Origin of the sequence: Stutzerimonas sp. VN223-3 (assembly GCF_045999685.1) — a bacterium.
GTDB lineage: Bacteria > Pseudomonadota > Gammaproteobacteria > Pseudomonadales > Pseudomonadaceae > Stutzerimonas > Stutzerimonas stutzeri_AR.
This window is the reverse complement of record NZ_RBEC01000002.1, coordinates 495840-519824: the sequence shown is the minus strand read 5'-3', so window position 1 is coordinate 519824 and position 23985 is coordinate 495840. Positions and strand designations below refer to the sequence as shown.

Here is a 23985-nt window from a genome sequence, read left to right as displayed (position 1 = left end):
TAAAGTCAAAAGCCGCTGCTAAGATGCCGAGCAGCTTGTAAACGGCTTAACGCCGCTTTCCACAAGGGTTTCTGCGGCGCTAGGGCGCTTTACGTGAAAGCACATCATAAAGGGATTCACCACATGAGGAAATCACTACTCGCCCTGCTGCTGGTGGCGGTTGGCAGCATGGCACAAGCCGCTGTACAGCTAAAGGATGACCATCCGGAGCAGTACACCGTAGTGAAAGGCGACACACTCTGGGATATTTCCGGTCGCTTCCTCAGCGAACCCTGGAAATGGCCGGAGCTCTGGCACGCCAACCCGCAGGTGGAAAACCCGCATCTGATCTATCCCGGCGACAGCCTGAGCCTGGTCTATATCGACGGCCAGCCGCGCATCATGCTCAACCGCGGCGCATCGCGCGGGACCATCAAGCTTTCCCCAACCGTACGCACCACGCCAATCGCCGAAGCGATTAGCACCATCCCGCTGGAAGCAATCAACAGCTTTCTGCTGAGCAACCGCATCGTCGACAGCGCTGCCGAGTTCGAGGCCGCGCCATACATCGTCGCTGGCAACGCCGAGCGCGTCATCAGCGGCTCCGGTGACCGTGTATACGGACGTGGCGAGTTCGAGGACGGAATCGCCGTCTACGGAATCTTCCGTCAGGGCAAGGCCTATGTGGATCCTGAGACAGAGGAATTCCTTGGTATCAATGCCGATGACGTCGGTACCGCCGAACTCATCGACATGGAGGGCGATATCGCCACCATGATGTTGACCCGAGTCACCCAGGAAGCGCGCATCGGCGATCGCATGTTCCCCAGCGAGGAACGTGCGGTGAATTCAACCTTCATGCCGAGCGAGCCGGAAGGCGAAATCAAGGGCGTAATCCTCGACGTACCACGCGGCGTCACCCAGATCGGCCAGTTCGACGTGGTGACCCTGAACAAGGGCGCGCGTGACGGCCTCAAGATCGGCAACGTACTGGCCGTTTACAAGACCGGTGAAACCGTACGCGATCGGGTGACCGGCGAGAACGTCAAAATTCCCGATGAGCGTTCGGGGCTGCTGATGGTCTTCCGCACCTACGACAAGCTGAGCTACGGCCTGGTGCTGCAGGCCACTCGCTCCCTGGCCGTGATGGACAAGGTCCGCAATCCCTGAGTTTCGTGCCCCGCTGCTCAGACTGTGTGAAAACTACTGCGCTCGGTTATGCCGCGTTAAAAACAGGCTCGGATGCGAGCCCAGTCGGAATGCTCATTTACAGCTCGTAAACTCGAGTGCGAGCCCAGTCCGCTTCCCGCCTGTTTTTGCCTTGCCTAACCTTCGCTCGCTACGTTTTCACGCAGCCTGAATGCGGGGCTCGTTCTTTCTGCCGGTTACCACCGCATGGATGCGGTGCGACAAGACAAGGAATGTTCACCATGCCTGCAATTTCTCCTGCCGAACTTGAAGCCCGCCTGCGCCTGCATCTGCTGCCGGAGTTGGGACCGCGGCGTCTGCACAAATTGCTCAGTGCCTTTCCCGACGCTTCGTCCGCGCTCAGCGCGCCGGCTACTGCCTGGCGAGCGCTGGGGCTGCCGGCCAGCTGTGCCGAACCCAGGCGTAGCCCGGCGATACGTGAGCGAGCCGGCGCGGCGCTGAGTTGGCTGGAACAACCCGACCACCACCTGCTGATGTGGGACGATCCTGGATATCCTGCGTTGCTCGCGGAATTGCCAGATGCTCCCCCGCTGCTGTTCGTCGAAGGTGCCCCAAGCCTGCTGGAGCTTCCGCAACTGGCCATGGTGGGCAGTCGCCGCGCTTCGCGGCCGGGCTTGGACAATGCTCAGGCCTTCGCGCGAAGCCTGGCCGCCGGCGGATTCGTGATCACCAGCGGTCTGGCGCTGGGTATCGATGGCGCAGCGCACCAGGGCGCATTGGATGTCGGCGGCAAGACTATCGCCGTGCTCGGAACGGGTCTGCAGCAGCTTTATCCGCGTCGCCATCTGGGCCTTGCCGCACGCATCGTCGAAGCTGGTGGCGCGCTGGTTTCCGAGCTGCCGCTGGATTGCGCGCCGCATGCCTCCAACTTTCCGCGTCGCAACCGCATCATCAGTGGCCTATCGCTGGGTGTACTGGTGGTCGAGGCCAGTCCGTCTAGCGGTTCGCTGATCACCGCCCGGCTCGCGGCCGAACAGGGCCGCGAGGTCTATGCGATACCGGGCTCGATTCACCATCCCGGTGCGCGCGGTTGCCATCGATTGATCCGCCAGGGCGCAGCGTTAGTGGAAAGTGTCGAGGACATACTCCAGGCGTTACGCGGCTGGCAGCAGACGACTGCAGCGAGCCAACCGAAGCCTGCCAGACCTGCACATGCACTCCTCGACCAGCTGCACGCTGCGCCGATGAGCAGCGAGACCCTCGCCGGTGCGGTCGCGCAACCGCTGGCGCAGGTGCTGGCGGAACTGACCGAGTTGGAAATTGAGGGGCTGGTCGCATGCGAAAACGGCTTTTGGATCGCACGAGCAAGCTAAGCGCAGCTGTGCAGCCATAAGCGCTTGGGTAAACTGCGCCGATCAGTCTTGGTGGAGGTCGCAATGGTCGGTAACTGGCGCGTGCAGCAGGCAGCCCGGGTCGTCAGAAACGGCGGGGTGATCGCCTATCCGACCGAAGCCGTGTGGGGGCTGGGTTGCGATCCTTGGGATAGCGAGGCAGTGCACCGATTACTCGCGCTTAAAGAGCGTCCGGTGGAGAAAGGTTTGATCCTGGTGGCTGGCCGTATCGAACAGTTCGATTTCCTTCTGGAAGATCTGCCCGAGCGTTGGCTGGATCGGCTCGCCGGTACGTGGCCGGGGCCGAACACCTGGCTGGTGCCGCACCGCGACCGTCTGCCGGACTGGATTACCGGCAAACACGACAGCGTGGCCCTGCGCGTCACCGATCATCCGCTGGTGGCCAGGCTTTGCGCCTTGACCGGCCCGGTGGTGTCCACGTCTGCCAACCCGGCCGGCCGTCCTTCGGCGCGGTCGCGTCTGCGCGTCGAGCAATACTTCCCCGGCGAACTGGATGGAGTGCTTGGTGGCCGCCTGGGTGGGCGACGCAACCCTAGTATCATTCGCGATATACGCGACGGCGAGGTCATTCGCGCGTCCTGACGCCCACCGGCGTCAGGGAGCTGGGCTAGCTGACACAGCCTCAGGGCAGCAGGATGGTTGAGCCGGTAGTCTTGCCCGCCGCGAGCTGGCGCTGTGCCTCGGCCGCTTCGGCGAGCGGATAGCGCTGACCGATCTCCACGGTGACCTTGCCGCTGGCGATCATCTCGAACAGCTCGGCAGCCATGGTCTGCAGGCGCTCGGCGGTATCCGCGTAGCCGGCGAGCGTCGGTCGGGTGACATACAGCGAACCTTTCTGCGACAGCACCCCTAGATTGACCCCAGTCACCGCGCCTGAGGCATTGCCGAAGCTGACCAGCAGGCCGCGTGGCGCCACGCAATCCAGCGAAATCTCCCAGCTGCTTTTGCCCACCGAGTCGTAGACTACCGGGCACTTCTTGCCATCGGTGAGTTCCAGCACCCGCTGCGCGACGTCTTCCCGGGTGCGGTCGATGGTCGCCCAGGCACCGAGTGATTTGGCCCGCTCGGCTTTTTCCGCCGAACCAACCACACCGATCAGTTTGGCGCCGATGGCCTTGGCCCACTGGCAGGCGATCGAACCGACGCCACCGGCCGCTGCGTGGAACAGCACGGTTTCGCCTGCTTTCAGTTCGTGCGTCTGGCGTAGCAGATACTGCGTGGTCAGGCCCTTGAGCATGACGGCCGCGGCCTGTTCGTAGCTGATGGCTTCCGGCAGTTTCACCAGATGCCGCGCCGGTAGTGTGTGGTGCTCGCCATAGGCGCCCAGCGGGCCGGTGGCATAGGCGACACGGTCACCGATCTGGAAGTCCTGGACGCCCTCGCCCACCGCTTCGACCACTCCGGCACCCTCGGTGCCCAGTCCCGACGGCAGACTCGGCGGAACGTAGAGCCCGCTGCGGAAATAAGTGTCGATGAAATTCAGGCCAACCGCGTGATTGCGAACCCGGACTTCACCAGTGCCGGGGGCGGTAATGGGTGCGTCGATCCGCTCGAGAACCTCGGGACCACCATGCTGACTGAACTGGATGCGCTGCGACATATCGACTCCTGGCTTATGCAAAGAGCCTATCCAACGCTTCCAGAGCGCATCCGTCAATCGGCTGGGTGATATGCTTGCCGGCCCTTTTGCTGAAGCACTGCTGGGCTGATCATTGCCACGAGTGGTGCCGTTACTTGCCAAGGTGAATTCGTGAACGAGCGTACCGAAGCCGTCAAAGCCTATTTGCTCGACCTGCAGGACCGTATCTGCACCGCCCTCGAAGCTGAAGACGGCGGCGCCCGCTTCGTCGAAGACGCCTGGACCCGCCCGGCTGGCGGCGGTGGTCGGACTCGAGTGATCGAGAACGGCGCGCTGATCGAAAAGGGCGGCGTGAACTTCTCTCACGTACATGGCACCGGCCTTCCGCCCTCGGCCAGCGCCCAGCGCCCCGAGCTGGCCGGTCGCGGCTTCGAGGCGCTCGGCGTGTCGCTGGTGATCCATCCGGAAAACCCCTACGTACCGACGTCCCATGCAAACGTGCGGTTCTTTATTGCCGAAAAGGAAGGCGAAGCGCCGGTCTGGTGGTTCGGTGGCGGCTTCGACCTGACGCCCTACTACGGCAACGAAGAAGACTGCGTGCATTGGCACCGCGTCGCCCGCGACGCATGCGCGCCCTTCGGTGCGGACGTCTACCCGCGCTACAAGGAATGGTGTGACCGCTATTTCCACATCAAGCACCGCAACGAGCCGCGTGGGGTTGGCGGGCTTTTCTTCGACGATCTGAATGAGTGGGACTTCGATACCAGCTTCGCCTTCATGCGCGCCGTCGGCGATGCCTATCTCGAGGCGTATCTGCCGATTATCCGCAAGCGCAAGGCGACGCCGTTCGGAGAGCGCGAGCGCGAATTCCAGGCGCTGCGTCGCGGTCGCTATGTGGAATACAACCTGGTCTACGACCGCGGCACCCTGTTCGGTCTGCAATCGGGTGGACGTACCGAATCGATCCTGATGTCGCTGCCGCCACAGGTCAGCTGGGGCTACGACAAGCACCCCGAGCCCGGCACGCCGGAGGCGCGGTTGACCGAATACTTTCTACAGGACCGCGACTGGCTGGGCGAGCAGCTCTGACCGTTCCACGCCACCGCCTGTAATCGCTGACGAGTTTCGAGGAAATACTCATGGACCGCTACGGCGTCTTCGGCAACCCCATCGGCCACAGTAAATCGCCGCAGATCCATCGCCTGTTCGCACAGCAGACTGGCCAAACGCTCAATTACGAACCCTTGCTGGCGCCGCTGGATGATTTTACCGGCTTCGCTTACGAGTTCTTCGCACAGGGCCTGGGCGCCAACGTCACCGTGCCGTTCAAAGAACAGGCCTACCGACTGGCAGACCAACTGACCGACCGTGCCCGGCGTGCCGGTGCGGTGAACACGTTGAAGAAACTCGAAGACGGCACGCTGCTAGGCGACAACACCGACGGCGTCGGTCTGGTCCGCGACCTGCTCGACAATGCCGGCGTCGCGCTGCAAGGCAAGCGCATCCTGCTGCTGGGTGCAGGCGGCGCGGTGCGTGGTGTGCTCGAGCCCTTGCTGGCGCAGCGCCCGAGCGCACTGGTCATCGCCAATCGCACGCTGGCCAAGGCCGAACAGCTGGCGGGCGAATTCGCCGAACTGGGACCTGTGACGGCCGCTGCCTTTGAGCAGCTCCAAGGCCCCTTCGATCTGATCATCAACGGCACCTCGGCGAGTCTTAGCGGCGAACTGCCGCCACTGGCCGAGGGGTTGATCAACCCTGGCGTGACCTTCTGCTACGACATGATGTACGGCGCGGCGCCGACGCCGTTCTGCCAGTGGGCTGTCGCCCTGGGCGCGACGACGCGCGATGGTCTTGGCATGCTGGTCGAGCAAGCCGCCGCCGCCTTCGAGCTGTGGCGTGGTGTACGGCCCGAATCGGCGCAGGTGTTATCGGAGCTGCGCCGTCAGCTCGCGGGCTGAGCCTGAATAAATCGGATCAGAGGCGGAAGTGAATCTGCTGATGCAGATGCTGCGGCGTTTCCAGCTCGTCGACGATTCCGGCGGCAACCCGCCTTAGCTGAACACGCCGATCGCTGGTGTCGAGATCTTCGAGATTGCTGAAATCCTCGATTGATAGATCGTCACCCTCAGCGTCGGCATCCACCAGCGTCCATCGCAGCGGATGTCCGGCGATGCGCTGCAGCGCGGCGGCGACGTTCGGTTCATCACCCGTTGCGGAAAAGTCGGCGACCAGCATCAGCCGCTCGACGTCTACTTTCGGTAGCCCGGACAACAACGCGTCGACCGCCTGATACAGATCGTGCGGCGGCTGTTCTGCTGCAGCGCCCGATGCGGTGGGCACAGATGGACTGCCGTATAGACAGATCACCGCATCCATCCCGGCGACGCTCTGCGACACGCTGATGGCATCGAACAGGTCGCCGGTCTTGGTGCGCAGACCTGGGCGTGCCGTCATCGAATTGAAATCGTCGACCAGTGCCACGACTTCGTGCTGTCGGCTCAGAAACTCGCACATCAAGGCATTGCCAAGGCTCGAGTGCGCCCCGTACAGGGCGAACTTGAGTCTCGGTGTCTCGGCGTTGAGCATGAGCGGTGATCCGATTAACGGCGCGTGACCAGATAGCCAATCAGCGCGACAGCGCCGGCTGCCAGCGCCACGGTGCTCAGCGGATGCTCGCGCGCGCAATCCTTGGCCATGCGGCCGGCATCGCGGCTTCGCTTGGACAGATCGCGGCAGTGCTCGTCCCAATTGGCGTCGTTCCACAGTGATTCGGCGCGTGCGCGCAGGGAGTCGAAGCGATGCCGTGCTCCACGGTTCGCGTCGTGCTTGAGCTCGTCGAGGGCGGCCATCAGGTCGTGAATTTCGCGCTCTATCTCGTCGCGTGTGGTGGGCTTGCGGCTGAAGCGGGACATGATCGTTCTCCCCTTTTGAATGTGCTGTTTGGACCTCTTGATCTACCGAAGGTGCGGCCTGTTGCGCCTTCGATACGGCCAAGTCTGGTAGGTAGCGGACCAGCACAGCACGTGCGAGGTTCCCGTCCGTCGGCCTGATTGCGTATAAGCGCCCCGTCTGCCGATAGCACGATAAGCGCCTCGCAATTGACGTTGGAAACTTGCATGGCTCGCGCGAGCCGGCGTTGAAGCAGGGCAACTGATGCTCTTCAGAGGCGCTTGCGCGCTGCGGAATCACAGAGATTGCTCGGGCGCCCTGTGTAAAACGAGCGTAGCGGCTTGCCCCGAAAGGAGCCGAACCGGAGCCGAACGCACCGAAATAAAAGCCGTCAGGGTCTTATTTGAGACCTGCGTTTACCTATAATGCGCGCTGCGTCCCGTCTGTATCGGTGCGTCTTTTTCAACTGCCAATTCATCGGTGTCTATTTTGAAATTTCGTCATTCCATCCTCGGCCTGCTGCTCGCATGCGGCAGCGTCATGCTGTCTCCCTCCGTAACGGCTGCACCCAAGGTTTTGCCGCAGCAGGTGCTGGCCTCCGGCAGCGCACTGCTCGTAGACCTCAAGACCAACGAAGTGCTCTATTCCAGCAACCCGGACATGGTGGTGCCCATCGCTTCGGTGACCAAGCTGATGACGGCGATGGTCGTGCTCGATGCCAAGTTGCCGCTCGATCAGCATCTTCCCGTCACTATCCGTGAAGCGAAGGAAATGCAGGGTGTCTTTTCCCGGGTGCGAATCGGCAGCGAAATCAGCCGCCGGGAAATGCTTCTGCTGACCCTGATGTCTTCCGAAAACCGCGCCGCCGCGAGCCTGGCCCACCATTATCCGGGCGGCTATCGCGCTTTCATTCAGGCGATGAACACCAAAGCTCGGACGTTGGGCATGGCTCACACCCACTACGTCGAGCCCACCGGCCTGTCCGAGCAGAACGTCTCCAGCGCCAACGACCTGGTCAAATTGCTCAAAGCCAGCCAGGCCTACCCGCTGATCGAGCAGTTCAGCACCACCAAGGAAAAGACCGTGGCGTTCCGCAAGCCCAACTACACGGAGGGCTTTCGCAACACCAACGCGCTGGTACGCAAACCGAACTGGAGCATCCAGCTGACCAAGACCGGTTTCACCAACGCCGCCGGGCATTGCTTGGTGATGCGCACCGTGATGAACCAGCGCCCGGTGGCCTTCGTGGTGCTCGATGCCTTTGGCAAATACACCCACATGGCCGATGCCAGCCGTCTGAAGAAATGGCTGGAGACCGGCAAGGTGACGCCCGTGGCACCCGCCGCGCTGGCCTACAAACAGCAGAAAATGGCGCAGCGCCAGCTGGCCGGGCAACCGGGCAACGCTGCGGTGGCCGAAGCGCGTTGAAGCGGCACGACGAGCTGGAACACCCGCTCGCTGGCGAAACGCGTCGGGCTAAGACGAAGGCGGATCTACAACAAACGCAATCGCCCCGTAGGGGCGAGCTTGCTCGCGAACAGGACCGCACGTCGCACCCCGCCAGCAATCTCACCCCTGGCTGAGCAAGGCGTTGAGCTAAAAACCGCCTCTCCACCGCATCGACGCATCGCTCAATGCAACGATGCCGGTGCGTCCGACTCAAACGACTACATCTTCCCTCAGCGCACCGGGAACCTAACGTCGTATGAGCACACCAGACAACACCTATATCGAATGGCTGGAAAGCCAGTCCATGCTTCACGCCGCCCGCCAGCGGGCCCGGCTTTACGCAGGCCAGGCCCGGCTTTGGCAACGGCCCTACGCCCAGGCCCGACCGCGCGACGCCAGTGCAATCTCATCCGTGTGGTTCACCGCCTACCCCGCCGCGATCATGACCCCCGAGGGTGGCTCGGTGCTCCAGGCGCTGGGCGACGATCGTCTTTGGAGTGCCCTGTCCGAGCTGGGCGTCCAGGGCATCCACAACGGCCCGATGAAACGCTCCGGCGGCCTGCGAGGGCGCGAATTCACCCCGACCATTGATGGCAACTTCGACCGCATCAGCTTCGACATCGACCCCAACCTCGGCACCGAGGCGGAGATGTTGCAGCTCAGCCGCATGGCCGCTGCGCACAACGCCATCGTCATCGACGACATCGTCCCGGCGCATACCGGCAAAGGCGCCGATTTCCGTCTCGCAGAAATGGCCTATGGCGATTACCCGGGCCTGTACCACATGGTCGAGATCAATGAAGAAGACTGGCCCTTGCTGCCCGAAGTGTCCAAAGGGCGCGACTCGGTCAACCTGTCGCCAGTCGTGGTCGACCAACTCAAGGACAAGCACTACATAGTCGGCCAACTGCAGCGGGTGATTTTCTTCGAGCCCGGCATCAAGGACACCGATTGGAGCGCGACCGGCGTTGTGACGGGCGTAGACGGCAAGCGCCGACGCTGGGTCTATCTGCACTACTTCAAGGAGGGTCAGCCCTCGCTGAACTGGCTGGACCCGACCTTTGCCGCCCAGCAACTCATCATCGGCGATGCCCTGCACGCCATCGACGTGTCCGGTGCGCGCGTGCTGCGCCTGGATGCCAATGGCTTCCTTGGCGTCGAGCGCCGCGCCGAGGGCACCGCCTGGTCCGAGAGCCATCCGCTGTCGGTGACCGGCAACCAGCTGATCGCCAGCACTATCCGCAAGGCTGGCGGTTTCAGTTTCCAGGAACTGAACCTGACCATCGACGACATTGCCAGCATGTCCCATGGCGGTGCTGACCTGTCCTACGACTTCATCACCCGCCCCGCCTATCACCATGCGCTGCTGACCGGCGACACCGAGTTCCTGCGGCTGATGCTGCGCGAGGTGCATGCGTTCGGGATCGATCCAGCCTCCTTGATACATGCCATGCAGAATCACGACGAGCTGACCCTCGAGCTCGTGCATTTCTGGACGCTGCACGCCTACGACCACTATCACTACCATGGCCAGACGCTGCCGGGCGGCATTCTGCGCGAGCACATTCGCGAGGAAATGTACGAACGCCTGACCGGCGAACACGCGCCCTACAACCTCAAGTTCGTCACCAATGGGGTGGCCTGTACCACCGTCAGCGTCATCACCGCCGCGCTGGGTATTCGCGACCTGAACGCTATCGGCGCCGCCGAGATCGAGCAGATCCAGCGGCTGCATATCCTGCTGGTGATGTTCAACGCCATGCAGCCCGGCGTCTTCGCCCTCTCCGGCTGGGACCTTGTTGGCGCACTGCCGCTTGAGGCAGAACAGGTCGAGCACCTGATGGGCGATGGCGACACCCGCTGGCTGCACCGCGGCGCCTACGACCTGGCCGACCTTGCTCCCGAAGCCGAAACCTCCGCCGAAGGCTTGCCGCGGGCGCGCTCGCTTTACGGCAGTCTGGTCGAGCAATTGCAGACATCCGGCTCCTTCGCCTGTCAGCTCAAGCACATCCTCAGCGTGCGCCGGGCCTACGACATCGCGGCGAGCAAGCAGATCATGATTCCGGATGTGCAGTCGCCGGGTCTGCTGGTGATGGTTCATGAGCTGCCTGCCGGCAAGGGTGTGCAAATCACCGCGCTGAACTTCAGCGCGGAGATCATCAGCGAAACGATTACCCTCCCTGGCGTCGCTCCCGGCCCGGTGGTGGATATCATTCATGAAAGCATCGAGGGCGACCTGACCGAAAATGGCGAGATGACCTTCAATCTCGATCCCTATGAAGGGCTGGCGCTGCGGGTGGTGAGCGCTGCGTCACCGGTGCTTTAAGGCCGGCGAATGGGCGTGACTGGCCCTTCGCCGCGCTGTCCGGCGCGGCTATAGTGCGCGCCGAACGGCACCGTTCGCGTGCAGACGGCGCAGTAGTTCAGATCCAGATATCGTTCACGGCGGTCCGGTCGTTGGTCTCATCGCCGGTGTTCAACACGCCCTGCGGTTCGATCAACAGCAGCTTGGTCTCCTGCGCCGCGCTGGGTTTGTGCTCTATTCCCTTCTTCACCACAAACATCTCGCCGGCTCCCACGGTTACTTCGCCGTCACGAAAGTGGATGACCAATTCGCCTTCCAGCACGATGAAGGTTTCATCGGTATCGGCGTGGGTGTGCCAGACGAAATCGCCCTCGAGCCGGACGATTTTGAATTGGTAGTCGTTCATCTCGGTCACGACCTTCGGCGCCCACTGCTCATGGAACAGCGCATATTTCTGGGCGAAGTTGATGGCGGTATAGCTAGTGCGCGTCTCTTGGGAATCCATGGCGTGGCTCGCTCTCGGTTGCGGTGAATGACCACCACGCTAGCGTCGCGCCCGTCGCCCGTCTTGCATGATCGTGCAAGTCCCGCCTGTAGCGGCTACTGGCTCCTGAGCATTTTCAGCCAGCGTGCAGGCGATATGCCGTAGGTTTGCGTGTACAGACGGGTCATGTGGCTTTGGTCGAAAAAACCGCTCTCCAACGCCGCATCGGTCAGCGACTGACCTGCCGCCAGCCGATTGCGCACCTCTGCCAGGCGCCGTTGGGTGATGTAGCGATACGGGCTGGTGCCGTACAGCGCACGGAAATCCCGCGACAGGCTCCAGCGGTCGCGACCGCTCGCCTGTACCAGATCATCCAGCGTAATGGGACGGTCAAGGGCGTCATGAATGAATGCGCGTGCCCGCTCTGCCGCCGCGTAATCCACCGCCTGGCGGCCACAACGCTTGCCCGCAGCCAGCCTGAGTGCCTGCGCCAGATCGTAAATCGCGTCATCTTCCTCGAGCGGATCGAGTGCGCTTTCCATGCTGTACAGCAAACGACTGGTAGCCGAAAACAGCCGAGCATCCTGCGACAGCCCGCCTGGTATGAAAGGCAACGGCTCGCCGCCCAGCACTTCTTGAATCAAGGAGGGTTCGATGTAGAGCATTCGGTAGTGGAAGCCGGCCTGGGTGCCTGCCTCGCCATCACGGATCTCGTCTGGATGCAGCACCATCGTGCCGCCCGGCAAGCTATGCCGTTTCGATTGCCGGTAATGGAAGCTCTGTACACCCGATAGCGTGCGTCCGATGGCATAGGTGTCGTGCCGATGGGGCGTATAGCCGTGCCCACGAAAATAGGCTTCGATGCGCTCCATCTTCGTCGACGGGGTCGCGCGCGCAAGCCAATCGCGGTCAGTGCTGATTCTTTTCATCGGTGAGGCCATCCGAGTGCCGAGAGTGGAATATACCCATCGAGGCGGAAGAAGGTCTCGCACCCTTTGCTTTCGCCAACCGCAACCGCGCTGAGCCCGAATAGCCTGCTACCGAACAGTCGATTCGTCGGCTGCGAAAGGAATGCCGGAACCATCCTCACGCTACCCGCCTCTGCTGAAAAGCTGGGTCGTCACGTCAAGGCAGCCGAGCGCTGCTGGCGACCGACGCGCTCCGGCTTAATCCGTATAAAAAGAGGTGACCAACATGAACGACGACGAACAACGTATTCGTGACAGGGCATACGAAATATGGGAAGCCAAAGGCCGGCCTGAAGGCCAGGAAGGCGAGCACTGGAAGCAGGCCCGCGATGAGATGGAGCCCTTTTATAAAGAAGGTGACCCCACTGCTGGCGGCGTAGAAAGCAGCGTGGCGATTCCGATGCCGAAACCCTCGAAGGAGTGAGGTTGCCGCGCCGAACGACTGCATCGGCCGATCAGAACAGCCGTCGACCCGCTCGGGCCGATGGCTGCCTCAGCGAAACAAATCCATACCTTGCCCCAGCGAGGGGTTGGCGCTGCGGTCGGCGCGCACTACCGTGTTACGGCGAGCCGCCCGTAAAGCGCGGCTGTCTTGATTTTGGAGGAACACGAACTGATGACTACGGAAACCATGCGTCATGTGGAGCATCGTCCGGGTGGCGCTGCAGAATGTCTGAAGTTGGTCGAAGGACCGATTCCCGAACCGGGCCCGCACGATGTGCTGGTGCGAGTGGCCTACGCCGGGATCAACCGGCCAGACGTGTTCCAGCGCTCCGGCAGCTACCCGCCTCCGCCGGACGCGTCGCCCCTGCTCGGCCTGGAAGTCTCAGGCGAGATCGTCGCGCTCGGTACTGAAGTGAGCGGCTGGAAACTGGGCGATCAGGTCTGCGCCCTGACGCCGGGCGGTGGCTACGCCGAATACTGTGTGGCGCCGGCTGAACACTGCCTGCCGGTGCCCGAAGGGCTTTCCCTGCTGGAGGCGGCGGCGTTACCGGAAACCTATTTCACGGTATGGAGCAACGTGTTCGAGCGTGGCGGCCTGCAGCCCGGTGAAATCTTTCTGGTACATGGCGGCTCCAGCGGCATCGGCCTGACTGCGATCCAGCTGGCCAAGCAATTCGGTGCCACCGTGTTAACCACCGTCGGCAACAGCGAGAAGGCCGAGGCCTGCGTGCGCGCCGGAGCGGATCGGGTCATCAACTACCACGAAGAGGATTTCGTCGAAGCCGTGGCGCAAGCCACCGACGGCAACGGCGTCAACGTCATCCTCGACATGGTGGGCGGTGACTACATCCCCCGCAACGTCAAATCCCTCGCCGTGGAAGGGCGACTGGTGCAGATCGCCTTCCTCAAAGGCAGCCGCGTCGAACTCGACACCTCGCCCGTCATGCGCAAACGCCTGACCTTCACCGGTTCCACTCTGCGCCCCCGCAGCCGCGAGGAAAAGGCAGACATCGCCAAGGCACTGCACGACAAGGTCTGGCCACTGCTGGACCAGGGCCTGTGCCACCCCGTGATTCACGCCACCTTCCCCCTCGAAGAGGTCGCCGAAGCCCATCGGCTGATGGAAAGTAGCCGGCACATCGGCAAGATCATGCTGAAGGTCGAGCCGTAACCTCTACATTGCAGATCGTTTCGGTTCTCGTACCGGAGCGGTCGAGCATTCGACAGACGCGTCATAGCGCGCTGCCGGGTCAGACGGCTTTTCGGTAGCCTTCGCCTGTGCCGGCCGTCGTCCGGCTGCGGTTGCGCAACGCAGCCGACAGTCGGTGCGACCGCTTTAATCAGCCGCTTCCAGCCCGTTTCGGCCCGTAAAATGGGTCGTTTCACGCGGTGGTGTGGCTTATCGCACCGCACCTCCGAATACAGCATCTGTCTCAATAGAGGGTGCCCTCCGCGGGGGTCGATGCTGAAGCTGATGAAGCAAGAACTGGATTTCAAGGCGATATTCGAAGCCCTGCCCGTGCTTCATCTGGTCCTGTCCGCCAACCCGGACTTCATCATTCTGGCGGCCAGCGACGCCCACCTGCTTGCCATCAACAAGCGCCGCGAAAATTGCGTCGGCCGTTCGATATTCGACGTGTTCGGCAAGAATCCGGACGAGCCGGATGAGTTCGGTAGCTGCGCATTACGCGCTTCGCTGGATCGCGTCCTGCAAACCGGGATGCCCGACCGCATGGCAATCATCAAATACGACGTCCCCAGCCCCGCACTTGAAGGCCAAAACTACGAAGCGCGGTACTGGAGCCCCACCAACCTTCCGGTCTTCGACAAAAAGGGAAAGATGTACTGCATCGTCCACAAGACCGAGGACGTGACTGAGCAGCTCCTCAGCCGAGAAGAGTCCAGGCAGCGGATGGACTATCTCGACGAGCGCTTTCGCGCCGCGCTGCTAGCCTCTGGGACCGGCACCTTCAACTGGTACCTGCCGGACGGCATCCTTCACTTCGATAGCGCCATGGAGCAGATTTTCAATCTCCCGTTGGGCCAGAAGCTCGATACCGTCGAGGCCTTTCTGCAGCATGTTCACCCTGACGACCGACAACGGATATGCCAGGCAATGGAGCATTACGCCGACCGCCAGGACTTCTCGGTGGAGTTTCGGTTGGCGCGCGCCGGCCCCGAGCAATGGCTGGCGTGCAAGGCCAAGGTGTTCCGCAATGCGGTGGGCGATCCCACCCATGTGGCCGGGGCCTGTACTGACATCAGTGCACGCTGGCATGCCGAAGAGGCCCTGCGCATCGGCGAGCACCGTCTGCGGCAGCTCAACGAGAACCTGGAAGCGCGGGTAGCGGCCGAACTGGCCGAGCGCAGTAGGACAGAAGAAGCGCTACATCAGGCACAAAAGATGGAAGCCGTGGGTCAGCTCACTGGCGGCATCGCCCATGACTTCAACAACCTGCTCACCGGCATCATCGGCAGCCTCGACCTCATGCAGCGGCGCCACCGCCGCGGCGAGCCGCTGGATCTCGACCGCTACATCAACGCCGCGGCCAGCTCCGCCCAGCGTGCTGCGGCCCTGACGCAACGGCTGCTGGCCTTTTCCCGCCGGCAGGCACTGGATCTCAAACCGATTGACGTCAACCAGATGGTGGCCTCGCTCGAAGACCTGCTGCATCGCACCACGGGCGAAAACATCACCATCGTCACGGCGCTGGCCCCCAATTTGCGGCCCGCCTGCATGGATATCAACCAGCTTGAAAGTGCCCTGCTCAACCTGGTCATCAACGCACGGGACGCCATGCCTCAGGGGGGCAAGATCACCCTCGCGACAAGCAGCTTTCACATGGGTAAAAAGCCTGATCCGCAAAAGCGAGTCCTGGCAGAAGGCGACTACATCCTTCTGACCGTAACCGACACCGGTACGGGCATGACACCGGAAGTCAGAGACAGGGCATTCGAGCCCTTCTACACCACCAAACCCATCGGTCAGGGCACCGGGCTCGGGCTGTCCATGGTGTACGGCTACATCAAGCAAGCCAAAGGCTACGTCCACATCAAATCCAAGCCCGGCAGCGGAACGAGCGTCTACCTGTACCTTCCTGTCTACAAGGGCGAGACAGCACCCATGACGGCGGAGCCGGTATTGGCCACCCAAGGCATGGGCGAAACCATCCTGGTCGTCGAGGACGAACCCGTAGTCCGCTCCCTCGTAATCGAAGTGCTCGACGATCTCGGCTACCAAACCCTCGAAGCCGGCGACGCCGTCGAAGCGCTGCCCATCATCGAAGGCGCCCAACGCATCGACCTGCTGGTCAGCGATGTCGGCCTGCCCGGCATGAACGGCCGTCAGCTTGCAGAAATCGCCCGCCAACACCGCCCCGGTCTGAAAGTGCTGTTCGCCACCGGCTACGCCGAAAGCGCCACCGCCGGCGGCTTTCTCGGGCCAGACATGGCCGTGATTACCAAACCCTTCGCCATCGATGCCCTCGCCGCCAAGGTAAGAGAGATGTTGGGGGTTCAAGCCGGCTAAGGTCTGCGTCCCGCCTTCCCAGCGTTCCCCACCCTCGCCGTCCGCTAAGCGAAGCCGTTCCAGTAACCCATAATTCGGTGATTAAGCCTATCGGATGCTTTACCGGATTCGGCACCGCCGGTAACGTGGCCAAACGCATCAGGATTGCGCACTCAATCACACGCCCCGCCCCGGCTTAAGCCCAGCGGGCATCACGCTTGAACCAAGGACAGGTACAGATGGCACTCCTTTTCCTTACGTTGAAGTGAACTAGTGATTCAGATCGTTCGCTTCGCTCACTGGGTTAGCTAAAGCCGGCGCCATGGCTTAATCATTAACACAACAAAGGAATGAGCATGGAATTATCTATCCACCAACAAATTTACTACTCTAATAAAGATCTGGTTCCGATCAAGGATGTTGCTGAGTCTCTTCTCGCACTCGAAGCAATAATTCGTCAATCGCCTGATGTGTTAGAGGCGATGTTCCCAGGAACCAAAATACAGTCAGTTGAAGTCTACATAAACGAGCTGAAATCTGACAGTATCTGGGAAGATATCGTAGTGAAGTTTGTTTTTGGAAACCAACAGAGGTTCGATGAATTTATAGCTAATGTGCGTGAGCGCGTTGGCATGGATAATATTATGAATAATCCACAGCTCTTATCTTCTATCCTCTTGGCTATGATTTTGAGTGGTGGGGCTTATTATCTTGGTAAGGATAAATCTGCCACTCCTGAGCAGAAGGCAACAATTGAAGCCAACAATAATACAATCATTCAAATTGGGGCTGGAATGGTTGAGCTAAGCTCTGAAGATTTTAAGGCAATAATTGATAATGCAATAAACGACAAAGAAAAACTGGCAAAAAATGCCATCAGAGTGGTTAGTCCAGCAAAACGTGATTCTGAAGCAAGTATAACTTTTAACGGCAATGAAAAGCTGCGGATTCAAAATGAATCTGTTAAAGCTATGCCGCGTTTTGTTCAGGAGCCTGAAGACGAAGAATATATAGAGGACTACAGCAATATCGAGCTTGAAATCCGAGCAATAGATCTCGACAGCACAAAACGAGGTTGGGCAGTAGTTGTTCCAGAGCTTCACAAGAAAAGAGTGCGATTGCAGATAGATCCGACTATAAATCCAGAAGACCTACTTGATAAACGTAAAGTAAATGCAAGCGTCACCGTAATTTTCGGGCACGACAAAGAATACAACAAAATTCCTAAGCTAGTTTTTCTTCGTGAAATAATAGAAGAAAAAAACTAACAAATAATTTCACGGCAGGGTTATCGCTTCGCTATTGTTTTTTATTGAGCTAGGAATTTTAGCTGGGGGAAAAGGGAACAGATTGATTTTTCCGTGGAAAAAGGGGGGGCAGATTTATTTTCCGCCGGATGTTTCGCCGGGCCGCCCGGCGCTGGGCCTTTAGCCTTGTGAGCGGGCTTGAACTACCGCTTGGCATTTCGATATACAGCAGGCAGGTAGGGAATCGAGGCTCTTTGACAAAGTGCCCAAAGGCGGCCCGCTGATTTTGCCCGCGATAGACCGTCATGACGAACTAGTGACTTGGCCCGAATCGACGATTTGAGGGAGCCACATGGAAGAAGTTGTTAGTGCCATCGTCGAATGGCTGGGTAGTCGTCATGGCTATTCTGTTAGGCGTCCGCCACCGTATGGTTGGGTTTGGGTTGTTATAGTGGCCATATGGGTAGGTGGCTGGCTGGCAGCCCAGGAGCTGAGAGGCAATAAGAAAAGGCTGAATAGCCAAACCACCCGGACTCTGATTGACCATGAGCTTTCGGCAACTGCGCTGATTGAAACGGGTAAGACGTTAACCAAGCATTCAGCTCGACTGAAATTCGATCAACAAGCGTATGTACTAGACGTAAAGATCACATCCGGCACAGAGATGGAAAGGCTGATCCATAAAAGGCTCGCGTCTTTATCCGAGGTAGAAGCGGTTCTACACAGCGAGACGGTATTCATCCTGTCAGATTTCAGGATCTCTCCCTCAGCGTCCGTCTGAGCGAAGAATGGACGGATTTTTTATCTTTCAGATGACTATCCTCATAGCACCCTGTCACTTCCTTCGGCGCAGCCCTCAATCCCATAAGGTAAGAAGCCATGCAGCTAACGACACTCCTCATCCCAACCTATACACAAATGCTCAAAACCTCTCAGGCTGGCTAAAAAAGGCGCAGACCCAGCTGCCGGAAGCAGAGGCGCAGGCGTTGTTATCCGCGCGGCTGGCGCCCGATGTTTCCGTTGTCGACTCAGGTTCGCTTTGCGTGTGTGCAGGCCAGAGAAGCCATGTGTCGTCTGAGAGGAGAGGCGTTCCCGGCTGCCATCCACGAGCTGTTGGATGAGGGGCGGCAGGCTGGCGAGCGGCCAGGTTCTCTTGCTGATGCTTATGCCCGGATCGATGAGACGGTCGCGTTGCTCGACGGGCTCACAGCCGATGCGCTGGATGCAAACGCGGATAAGCCAATCGCCCACGAACTGGCAAACGGGATGATTTTCGACCTGACGGCGGAGCAATACGCCCGTGATTGGACGCTGGCTCAGTTCTATTTCCACGTCATGACCGCCTATTCGATATTGCGTAAAGAAGGGATCAATCTCGGCAAAGCGGACTACGTGGCTCATATGCTGCCTTATCTGCGTCCTGAGTCGATTCCAAAGGGCTAGCGAGGTCGCAGAAAGGGGAGGCGGATTTATTTATCCGTCCTCTCTGCTTGCTGGTCGTTCTCACTCAAATTCAAACATCGTTCACTTTGCTGTCCGCTCGTTCGTCTTATCACGCAAAAGCAACTTCCACGCGCCGTACCAACTCTCTCGAACGTCGGATCAAATCGAAAAGGGGACAGATTTATTTTCTCCCCAGAATCGGTTTGAGACGCTACAGCACGCCGACAGAGCGATAAAAGGCTTGATAACAACCGCAGACCGCATCCGGCTCTCGGCATGAAAACACCGGCTGAGACATACGCATTAGCTCCTTAACCTGTGCAGGTTTCGGTGTGCCAATACAGGTACCGCAAATGTCCCTGCAACGTACCGTATGTCGCCAAGCTTCGTTTTACCTTCAGATGGGCTACTGAACGCCGATAAGTCTTTGAGGCGTTACCGCCTGTAAGATTTTGATGGCGTTTAGCCTCTGCGAGGCATAGATTTCCGCGCCGCTCGCTGGATGGCGAGTCGCGATCTGTTTTGGGGCGTTTTTTCGGAGAGGATTTTCATGCGTCGCTTCAACAAGCTTTTGCCCAACACTATCTTTAGCGCGCTGTTGATGGGTTGCATATCTGCCGCTCACGCTGCCCCCGGTACCATGGACGTTGAATACGATGGTTACAAATACACCATTGGGTCCGCATACACGTCCTATACCGATATGCCGTCTCTGCTTGAATCCCAATACTGGTGGGGAAACCAGTCATTGTCGTTTGCGTTGTCCGGATTGATTACCGACCAGCTACCAGGCGCGCCTTTTCTACTGTTCGGCTATGGATTGAACAACGGATACGTCTCGATCGACTACTACCAAGGATCAGTTATCAACTGCCCAACTAGTTGTCCGAGGGTAGATGACCCGTATTCCTACGCGACCGCCACGAGAACTGCTCTATCGCCAGTAACGCCTGAAATTCCAGAAACGCCCGAGGCACCTGAAGCGCCGTTGCCGCCGGAGGTAATTGAGAAAGAGATGATCACGCTAGCGTCCTCTGTAGACAGCCTGATCTCTGCCTCCTCTGGTATCAATTCCGTTACCAGTAACGTCAACGTCCTGATTAACGGCGCACATAGCCGCCCAATTGCACGCTTAGTCGAGCCTGGCAAGAATACCTTCTGGATAGGCGGAGACTGGGGTCATGATGACCACGGCGAACGCGATGGCTCCAATGGCGTAGCTGAGTTTGGGCTTGGTAGGAACTTCGGCTTTGCGCAGATCAACGTTTCCATTGGCCAGACCTGGGCGAAGCAGAATCTCGCATACAGCGGCGACATCGATGCAGATGGCCAATACGTGATGCTGGAAGCGATCATCCCAGTATCTGAGCAGCACAGCGTGTATGCAACGTTTGGCGGTTTCGGCCATTGGGGTGAGAGTGAAATTCGCCGTGGCTACATTTATGGCGACGCCCTTGACTCGTCCCGCGGCAAAGCCGATACCGATACTTGGGGTGCTCGCGCTCGTTTGGATTGGGTAAATGCGCTTACCCTTCATAAAACTGGCATCAGCCCATATGTGGACTTTAGCTATACGAATGCCCGGGTCGACGGGTACATCGAAAAGAGCGGCAATGCTCCTGCTCGTTTTGATAGCCAGACTGACCGATACACTGAAGCTCGCCTTGGCTTCAACACCAAAACGCCTCTTCCAATTCCAGGTTTCGACTTCGTCACGAACCTAGAAGGCGCGCATCGGTTTGAAGACCGTACCGCTGGCGTCAGCGGTGATGTGACTGGTCTTTTCACTTTCAAGGTGAAGGGAGAGGAAGTCACCAATGACTGGGTGAAGGCTGGCGCCGGTGTGGAGGGCTTGGTTGGTCCCGGTACCGTTTCGTTCATGTTGAACGGCACCTCGCGCAGTGACATGCCCAACCTTTGGATAGCTGCCTCTTACCAGCTCGCGTTCTAATAAATCGTTGTACTACTGGAAGCCCGCCTAGTGCGGGCTTCTTTATTTGGTGCGCCAGACATGGCGGGTAGCGTCGTGACTGGTGCTGTTCGGTTCAGTGTGGTGATCACCAAGACGCGGCGCCTGGCGCAGCCGAATCGACAGGTGGGAGCAGGCTCAGATATGTAGGGTGGGCTTTAGCCCACCGGAACGGACGAACATTAGCGGTGGGCTGAAGCCCACCCTACGAGTGCTGAACGCAGCCGAATCGACAGGTAGAAACAGGTTCAGCATGCGAATGCGGTAACTCTGCCGGGCTGTTAGCGTCCAACAAACATGCAGCGGGCCGTCGGTCGTGCTCGGCGTCAGGTGCGTCGGTACTGCTACGCTGCATCGGCTAAATCCGCGTGCCAGAGCTCTAACCATCTCCAAGCGGACGGCCCCGGATGCCGTTTCCACGACCGGCTCTATCTGTCGCCAGCAAGACGCGTCAATCCCGCCCACCCGCCAAAGCAGACCTCACCCCATGTTGTTCCGCCGTTTCGAAAACCTGATCGATGTCTTCAAGCCCAGCCCTGACGTCGCGCCGCCCGCCGGCATGCTGCGGTTCTACGCGCATTACCTGAAGCAGGTTTGGCCGTTGATGACCGCTGTGCTGGTGATCGGCTTTTTCGCGGCGTTGATCGAGGTGGCGCTGTTCAGCTTTCTCGGCCAGTTGATCGATATGGCGCAGACAACGAGCGATGCGCGGACGTTCTTCGCCGAACACCGCAACGAACTGCTGTGGATGGCGTTGGTGGCGCTGATCATCCGGCCCTTGGTGTTCGGCCTGCATAACTTGCTCACCCATCAGGCGATCAATCCGGGGCTGACCAATCTGGTTCGCTGGCAGAACCACCGTTATGTGCTCAAGCAGAGCCTGAATTTCTTCCAGAACGACTTTGCCGGGCGCATCGCCCAGCGCGTCATGCAGACGGGCCCATCGTTGCGCGATTCGGCCATGCAGGTGATCGACGCGCTGTGGCATGTGGTGGTCTACGCCGGCAGCGCGCTGTATCTGTTCGCCGCCGCCGATGTGCGGCTGATCGTGCCATTGGTCCTGTGGATCGTCGGCTACAGCGCCGCGCTCTGGTATTTCGTGCCGCGCATTCGGGCGCGTTCGGCGGCTGCCTCATCCGCGCGCTCCAAGGTCATGGGGCGGGTGGTCGATGGTTACAGCAACGTCGCCACGCTCAAGCTGTTTGCCCATTCTAGGGAAGAGGAAAGCTACGCCCGTGAGGCGATGCAGGAGCTGCTCGGCAAATTCCGCCTGCAGTCGCGCACCATCACCAGCTTGGATTTCCTGATCACCTGCCTGAACGGCTTGCTGATCGTTGGCACCGGCGCGCTGGCGCTGTGGCTGTGGAGCGAGGCGCTGATCAGCACCGGTGCCATCGCCCTGGCGCTGGGCCTGGTGATCCGCATCAACAACATGGCCGAGTGGATCATGTGGGTGGTCAACGGCATCTTCGAGAACGTCGGCACCGTGCAGGACGGCATGAAGAGCATCGTCCGGCCCCGCGACGTGCTCGACCCTGAGGACGCCAAGCCGCTGCAGGTGGAGAAGGGCGGCGTGCGTTTCGAAGACGTGCATTTCCATTACGGCAAAAAGGGCGGCGTGATCAGCGGCCTGACCATCGACATTCGCCCCGGCGAGAAGATCGGCCTGGTCGGGCCTTCAGGCGCCGGCAAGTCCACGCTGGTCAACCTGCTGCTGCGCCTCTATGACCTGGAAAGCGGACGCATCCTGATTGACGGCCAGGACATCGCCGACATTAATCAGGAAAGCCTGCGCGCCAATATCGGCGTGGTCACGCAAGACACCTCGCTGCTGCACCGCTCGATTCGCGACAACCTGCGCTACGGCAAGCCTGACGCCAGCGAAGAACAACTTTGGGCAGCGGCGCGCAAGGCCCGTGCGGACGAGTTCATCAAAATGCTGGACGACAGCCAGGGTGGCTTAGGCTTCGAGGCCATGGTTGGCGAACGGGGCGTCAAACTCTCCGGTGGCCAGCGCCAACGCATCGCCATCGCCCGGGTGCTGCTCAAGGACGCGCCGATTTTGGTGCTCGACGAAGCAACCTCGGCACTGGATTCGGAAGTCGAAGCGGCGATCCAGGAGAGCCTGGATACCCTGATGGAAGGCAAGACGGTCATCGCCATCGCGCACCGGCTGTCGACCATCGCGCGCATGGATCGCCTGGTGGTGATCGACAAGGGTCAGGTGATCGAGACCGGCACCCACGCCGAACTGATCGAGCGCGGCGGCCTCTATGCGCGCCTGTGGCAGCACCAGACGGGCGGGTTTGTCGGCGTCGAGTGACCGACGAGGATGGAAGATCGGCACGTAGGGTGGGCTTTAGCCCACCGGGGCGGTGCCGTTGTGCGCGGTGGGCTGAAGCCCACCCTACCGGGAAGCCCTTGCTCTGCTATCCAACCGCTGTCGATGGGATTTATCGTCACGGCGACGCTCTCATATGAATGATTGAAGATTACCGGTATCGGTAAGACGGGCAGGGCTTAGGTTTGCCCCGGTGGGTACGCTTCGCTCGATGCCATCCTTGGGTCAGGATTGATGTGCACGTCCGGGTTGCCACGGGCTTGACGGCCGATAAAGCGATCCTGCACGGCACGGCTTGAACGGGTCACATGGCCGACCTTTCGATGGAGGGGAATCGCGTGGATAGTCGAGGGTTCGTTTGGGCGCATTTCAAACTCAATGCCGAGCAACGTCTGCGTGGCTTCAACTTCTTCGTCGTGCTGGCGATCTTTGCTGATGGCGGTGTGCTGGCCGCGTTGGAGCGGGGTTTCTCGCCAGGGCTGCTGGTATTGCTGGGCGCCTTCACCGTCTTGCTGGCCGCGGTCTTTTGGCTCGTCGATGCGCGTAGCCGCCAGCTGTTGCAACTGACCATTACGGCGCTGAGGGAGATCGAGTCCGAGTTTCCGGCGAGCTACCGACTCTTTGCCAACGATGCGCAGGGGCAGAACCCGGTCATCAGCTATACCTTCGCTATCCGTGCGCTGCTACTGGCGCAGATGGGGTTCGGCCTTGGCGTGGTGATCTATGGGTTCTACCAATGGTGATAGCTGACCAGTAGGTAGCGGTTGGGTTGAATCGACAGTCGATCCCCCCAGGTGAACGCCTGCGGTGCGAGGCCGG

21 protein-coding genes are annotated in these 23985 nt (G+C 60.0%); 16 read left to right on the top strand and 5 right to left on the bottom strand.

Going from position 1 to position 23985, the window contains the following annotated elements; translation table 11 throughout:
• Positions 1-123 precede the first annotated feature (123 nt).
• From D7241_RS11275 to D7241_RS11265, 3 genes are all read left to right on the top strand, one after another.
• Positions 124-1149 carry a LysM peptidoglycan-binding domain-containing protein gene (locus tag D7241_RS11275; protein WP_408101604.1) on the top strand — a complete coding sequence of 342 codons (1026 nt, stop codon included), beginning with the start codon at positions 124-126 and terminating at the stop codon, positions 1147-1149.
• A gap of 260 nt (positions 1150-1409) precedes the next feature.
• Positions 1410-2501: a DNA-processing protein DprA gene (gene dprA / locus D7241_RS11270; protein WP_408101603.1), complete on the top strand. Its 1092-nt coding sequence runs from the start codon at positions 1410-1412 to the stop codon at positions 2499-2501.
• 63 nt (positions 2502-2564) lie between these two features.
• On the top strand, positions 2565-3122 hold the full coding sequence (locus D7241_RS11265) for an L-threonylcarbamoyladenylate synthase (RefSeq protein ID WP_408101602.1): 558 nt from the start codon (positions 2565-2567) through the stop codon (positions 3120-3122).
• Positions 3123-3162: 40 nt separating this feature from the next.
• Here the strand turns inward: D7241_RS11265 and D7241_RS11260 are convergent, their stop codons facing one another.
• Positions 3163-4140, bottom strand: coding sequence for a quinone oxidoreductase (locus tag D7241_RS11260; protein ID WP_255979355.1), 978 nt, complete (start codon positions 4138-4140; stop codon positions 3163-3165).
• A gap of 150 nt (positions 4141-4290) precedes the next feature.
• On the opposite strand from D7241_RS11260, the gene hemF reads away from it, so the two are divergent.
• Positions 4291-5208: an oxygen-dependent coproporphyrinogen oxidase gene (gene hemF, locus D7241_RS11255; RefSeq protein ID WP_408101601.1), complete on the top strand. Its 918-nt coding sequence runs from the start codon at positions 4291-4293 to the stop codon at positions 5206-5208.
• A 50-nt stretch (positions 5209-5258) separates the two neighbouring features.
• Positions 5259-6077 carry a shikimate dehydrogenase gene (aroE, locus tag D7241_RS11250; RefSeq protein ID WP_408101600.1) on the top strand — a complete coding sequence of 273 codons (819 nt, stop codon included), beginning with the start codon at positions 5259-5261 and terminating at the stop codon, positions 6075-6077.
• A 16-nt stretch (positions 6078-6093) separates the two neighbouring features.
• Here the strand turns inward: aroE and D7241_RS11245 are convergent, their stop codons facing one another.
• Entirely contained in the window at positions 6094-6705 is a 612-nt protein-coding gene (locus tag D7241_RS11245) for an NAD(P)-dependent oxidoreductase (protein ID WP_408101599.1), read from the bottom strand.
• A 14-nt stretch (positions 6706-6719) separates the two neighbouring features.
• Complete coding sequence (locus D7241_RS11240; protein WP_255979363.1) at positions 6720-7031, bottom strand: glycine zipper domain-containing protein; 312 nt, start codon at positions 7029-7031, stop codon at positions 6720-6722.
• 466 nt (positions 7032-7497) lie between these two features.
• On the opposite strand from D7241_RS11240, the gene pbpG reads away from it, so the two are divergent.
• Both pbpG and treS read left to right on the top strand, forming a co-directional pair.
• The gene (gene pbpG, locus D7241_RS11235) at positions 7498-8436 is read left to right on the top strand and encodes a D-alanyl-D-alanine endopeptidase (RefSeq protein WP_408101598.1); all 939 of its coding nucleotides are present in this window, start codon (positions 7498-7500) and stop codon (positions 8434-8436) included.
• Positions 8437-8713: 277 nt separating this feature from the next.
• Complete coding sequence (gene treS, locus D7241_RS11230; RefSeq protein ID WP_408101597.1) at positions 8714-10783, top strand: maltose alpha-D-glucosyltransferase; 2070 nt, start codon at positions 8714-8716, stop codon at positions 10781-10783.
• Positions 10784-10880: 97 nt separating this feature from the next.
• Here treS and D7241_RS11225 read toward each other — a convergent pair whose 3' ends face one another.
• The gene (locus D7241_RS11225; RefSeq protein WP_408101596.1) at positions 10881-11267 is read right to left on the bottom strand and encodes a cupin domain-containing protein; all 387 of its coding nucleotides are present in this window, start codon (positions 11265-11267) and stop codon (positions 10881-10883) included.
• A gap of 95 nt (positions 11268-11362) precedes the next feature.
• Positions 11363-12175, bottom strand: a complete 813-nt coding sequence (locus D7241_RS11220; RefSeq protein WP_408101595.1) for an AraC family transcriptional regulator — start codon at positions 12173-12175, stop codon at positions 11363-11365.
• Between the two features lie 265 nt (positions 12176-12440).
• On the opposite strand from D7241_RS11220, the gene D7241_RS11215 reads away from it, so the two are divergent.
• From D7241_RS11215 to D7241_RS11175, 9 genes are all read left to right on the top strand, one after another.
• Complete coding sequence (locus D7241_RS11215) at positions 12441-12638, top strand: DUF2934 domain-containing protein (RefSeq protein ID WP_408101594.1); 198 nt, start codon at positions 12441-12443, stop codon at positions 12636-12638.
• A gap of 192 nt (positions 12639-12830) precedes the next feature.
• Positions 12831-13829 carry an NAD(P)H-quinone oxidoreductase gene (locus D7241_RS11210; RefSeq protein WP_408101593.1) on the top strand — a complete coding sequence of 333 codons (999 nt, stop codon included), beginning with the start codon at positions 12831-12833 and terminating at the stop codon, positions 13827-13829.
• 303 nt (positions 13830-14132) lie between these two features.
• Entirely contained in the window at positions 14133-16187 is a 2055-nt protein-coding gene (locus D7241_RS11205) for an ATP-binding protein (protein ID WP_408101592.1), read from the top strand.
• A gap of 335 nt (positions 16188-16522) precedes the next feature.
• Positions 16523-17434, top strand: a complete 912-nt coding sequence (locus D7241_RS11200) for a hypothetical protein (protein WP_408101591.1) — start codon at positions 16523-16525, stop codon at positions 17432-17434.
• 331 nt (positions 17435-17765) lie between these two features.
• Positions 17766-18194 carry a hypothetical protein gene (locus D7241_RS11195; protein ID WP_408101590.1) on the top strand — a complete coding sequence of 143 codons (429 nt, stop codon included), beginning with the start codon at positions 17766-17768 and terminating at the stop codon, positions 18192-18194.
• 284 nt (positions 18195-18478) lie between these two features.
• Complete coding sequence (locus D7241_RS11190; RefSeq protein WP_408101589.1) at positions 18479-18856, top strand: DUF1993 family protein; 378 nt, start codon at positions 18479-18481, stop codon at positions 18854-18856.
• Between the two features lie 550 nt (positions 18857-19406).
• Complete coding sequence (locus D7241_RS11185) at positions 19407-20807, top strand: autotransporter outer membrane beta-barrel domain-containing protein (RefSeq protein WP_408101588.1); 1401 nt, start codon at positions 19407-19409, stop codon at positions 20805-20807.
• Positions 20808-21312: 505 nt separating this feature from the next.
• Positions 21313-23148 carry an ABC transporter ATP-binding protein gene (locus tag D7241_RS11180; RefSeq protein WP_408101587.1) on the top strand — a complete coding sequence of 612 codons (1836 nt, stop codon included), beginning with the start codon at positions 21313-21315 and terminating at the stop codon, positions 23146-23148.
• 356 nt (positions 23149-23504) lie between these two features.
• Positions 23505-23909, top strand: coding sequence for a hypothetical protein (locus D7241_RS11175; protein ID WP_408101586.1), 405 nt, complete (start codon positions 23505-23507; stop codon positions 23907-23909).
• Positions 23910-23985: the final 76 nt, after the last annotated feature.

Bases quoted from the DNA above. Each gene is read 5' to 3' on its own strand.
- D7241_RS11215 (WP_408101594.1), top strand. From the start codon at position 12,441: ATGAACGACGACGAACAACGTATTCGTGACAGGGCATACGAAATATGG.
- dprA (WP_408101603.1), top strand. From the start codon at position 1,410: ATGCCTGCAATTTCTCCTGCCGAACTTGAAGCCCGCCTGCGCCTGCAT.
- D7241_RS11195 (WP_408101590.1), top strand. From the start codon at position 17,766: ATGGAAGAAGTTGTTAGTGCCATCGTCGAATGGCTGGGTAGTCGTCAT.
- D7241_RS11210 (WP_408101593.1), top strand. From the start codon at position 12,831: ATGACTACGGAAACCATGCGTCATGTGGAGCATCGTCCGGGTGGCGCT.
- D7241_RS11260 (WP_255979355.1), bottom strand. From the start codon at position 4,140: ATGTCGCAGCGCATCCAGTTCAGTCAGCATGGTGGTCCCGAGGTTCTC.
- D7241_RS11220 (WP_408101595.1), bottom strand. From the start codon at position 12,175: ATGAAAAGAATCAGCACTGACCGCGATTGGCTTGCGCGCGCGACCCCG.
- D7241_RS11265 (WP_408101602.1), top strand. From the start codon at position 2,565: ATGGTCGGTAACTGGCGCGTGCAGCAGGCAGCCCGGGTCGTCAGAAAC.
- D7241_RS11205 (WP_408101592.1), top strand. From the start codon at position 14,133: ATGAAGCAAGAACTGGATTTCAAGGCGATATTCGAAGCCCTGCCCGTG.
- D7241_RS11245 (WP_408101599.1), bottom strand. From the start codon at position 6,705: ATGCTCAACGCCGAGACACCGAGACTCAAGTTCGCCCTGTACGGGGCG.
- D7241_RS11200 (WP_408101591.1), top strand. From the start codon at position 16,523: ATGGAATTATCTATCCACCAACAAATTTACTACTCTAATAAAGATCTG.
- D7241_RS11240 (WP_255979363.1), bottom strand. From the start codon at position 7,031: ATGTCCCGCTTCAGCCGCAAGCCCACCACACGCGACGAGATAGAGCGC.
- D7241_RS11180 (WP_408101587.1), top strand. From the start codon at position 21,313: ATGTTGTTCCGCCGTTTCGAAAACCTGATCGATGTCTTCAAGCCCAGC.
- D7241_RS11275 (WP_408101604.1), top strand. From the start codon at position 124: ATGAGGAAATCACTACTCGCCCTGCTGCTGGTGGCGGTTGGCAGCATG.
- D7241_RS11225 (WP_408101596.1), bottom strand. From the start codon at position 11,267: ATGGATTCCCAAGAGACGCGCACTAGCTATACCGCCATCAACTTCGCC.
- D7241_RS11190 (WP_408101589.1), top strand. From the start codon at position 18,479: ATGTGTCGTCTGAGAGGAGAGGCGTTCCCGGCTGCCATCCACGAGCTG.
- D7241_RS11185 (WP_408101588.1), top strand. From the start codon at position 19,407: ATGCGTCGCTTCAACAAGCTTTTGCCCAACACTATCTTTAGCGCGCTG.
- treS (WP_408101597.1), top strand. From the start codon at position 8,714: ATGAGCACACCAGACAACACCTATATCGAATGGCTGGAAAGCCAGTCC.
- aroE (WP_408101600.1), top strand. From the start codon at position 5,259: ATGGACCGCTACGGCGTCTTCGGCAACCCCATCGGCCACAGTAAATCG.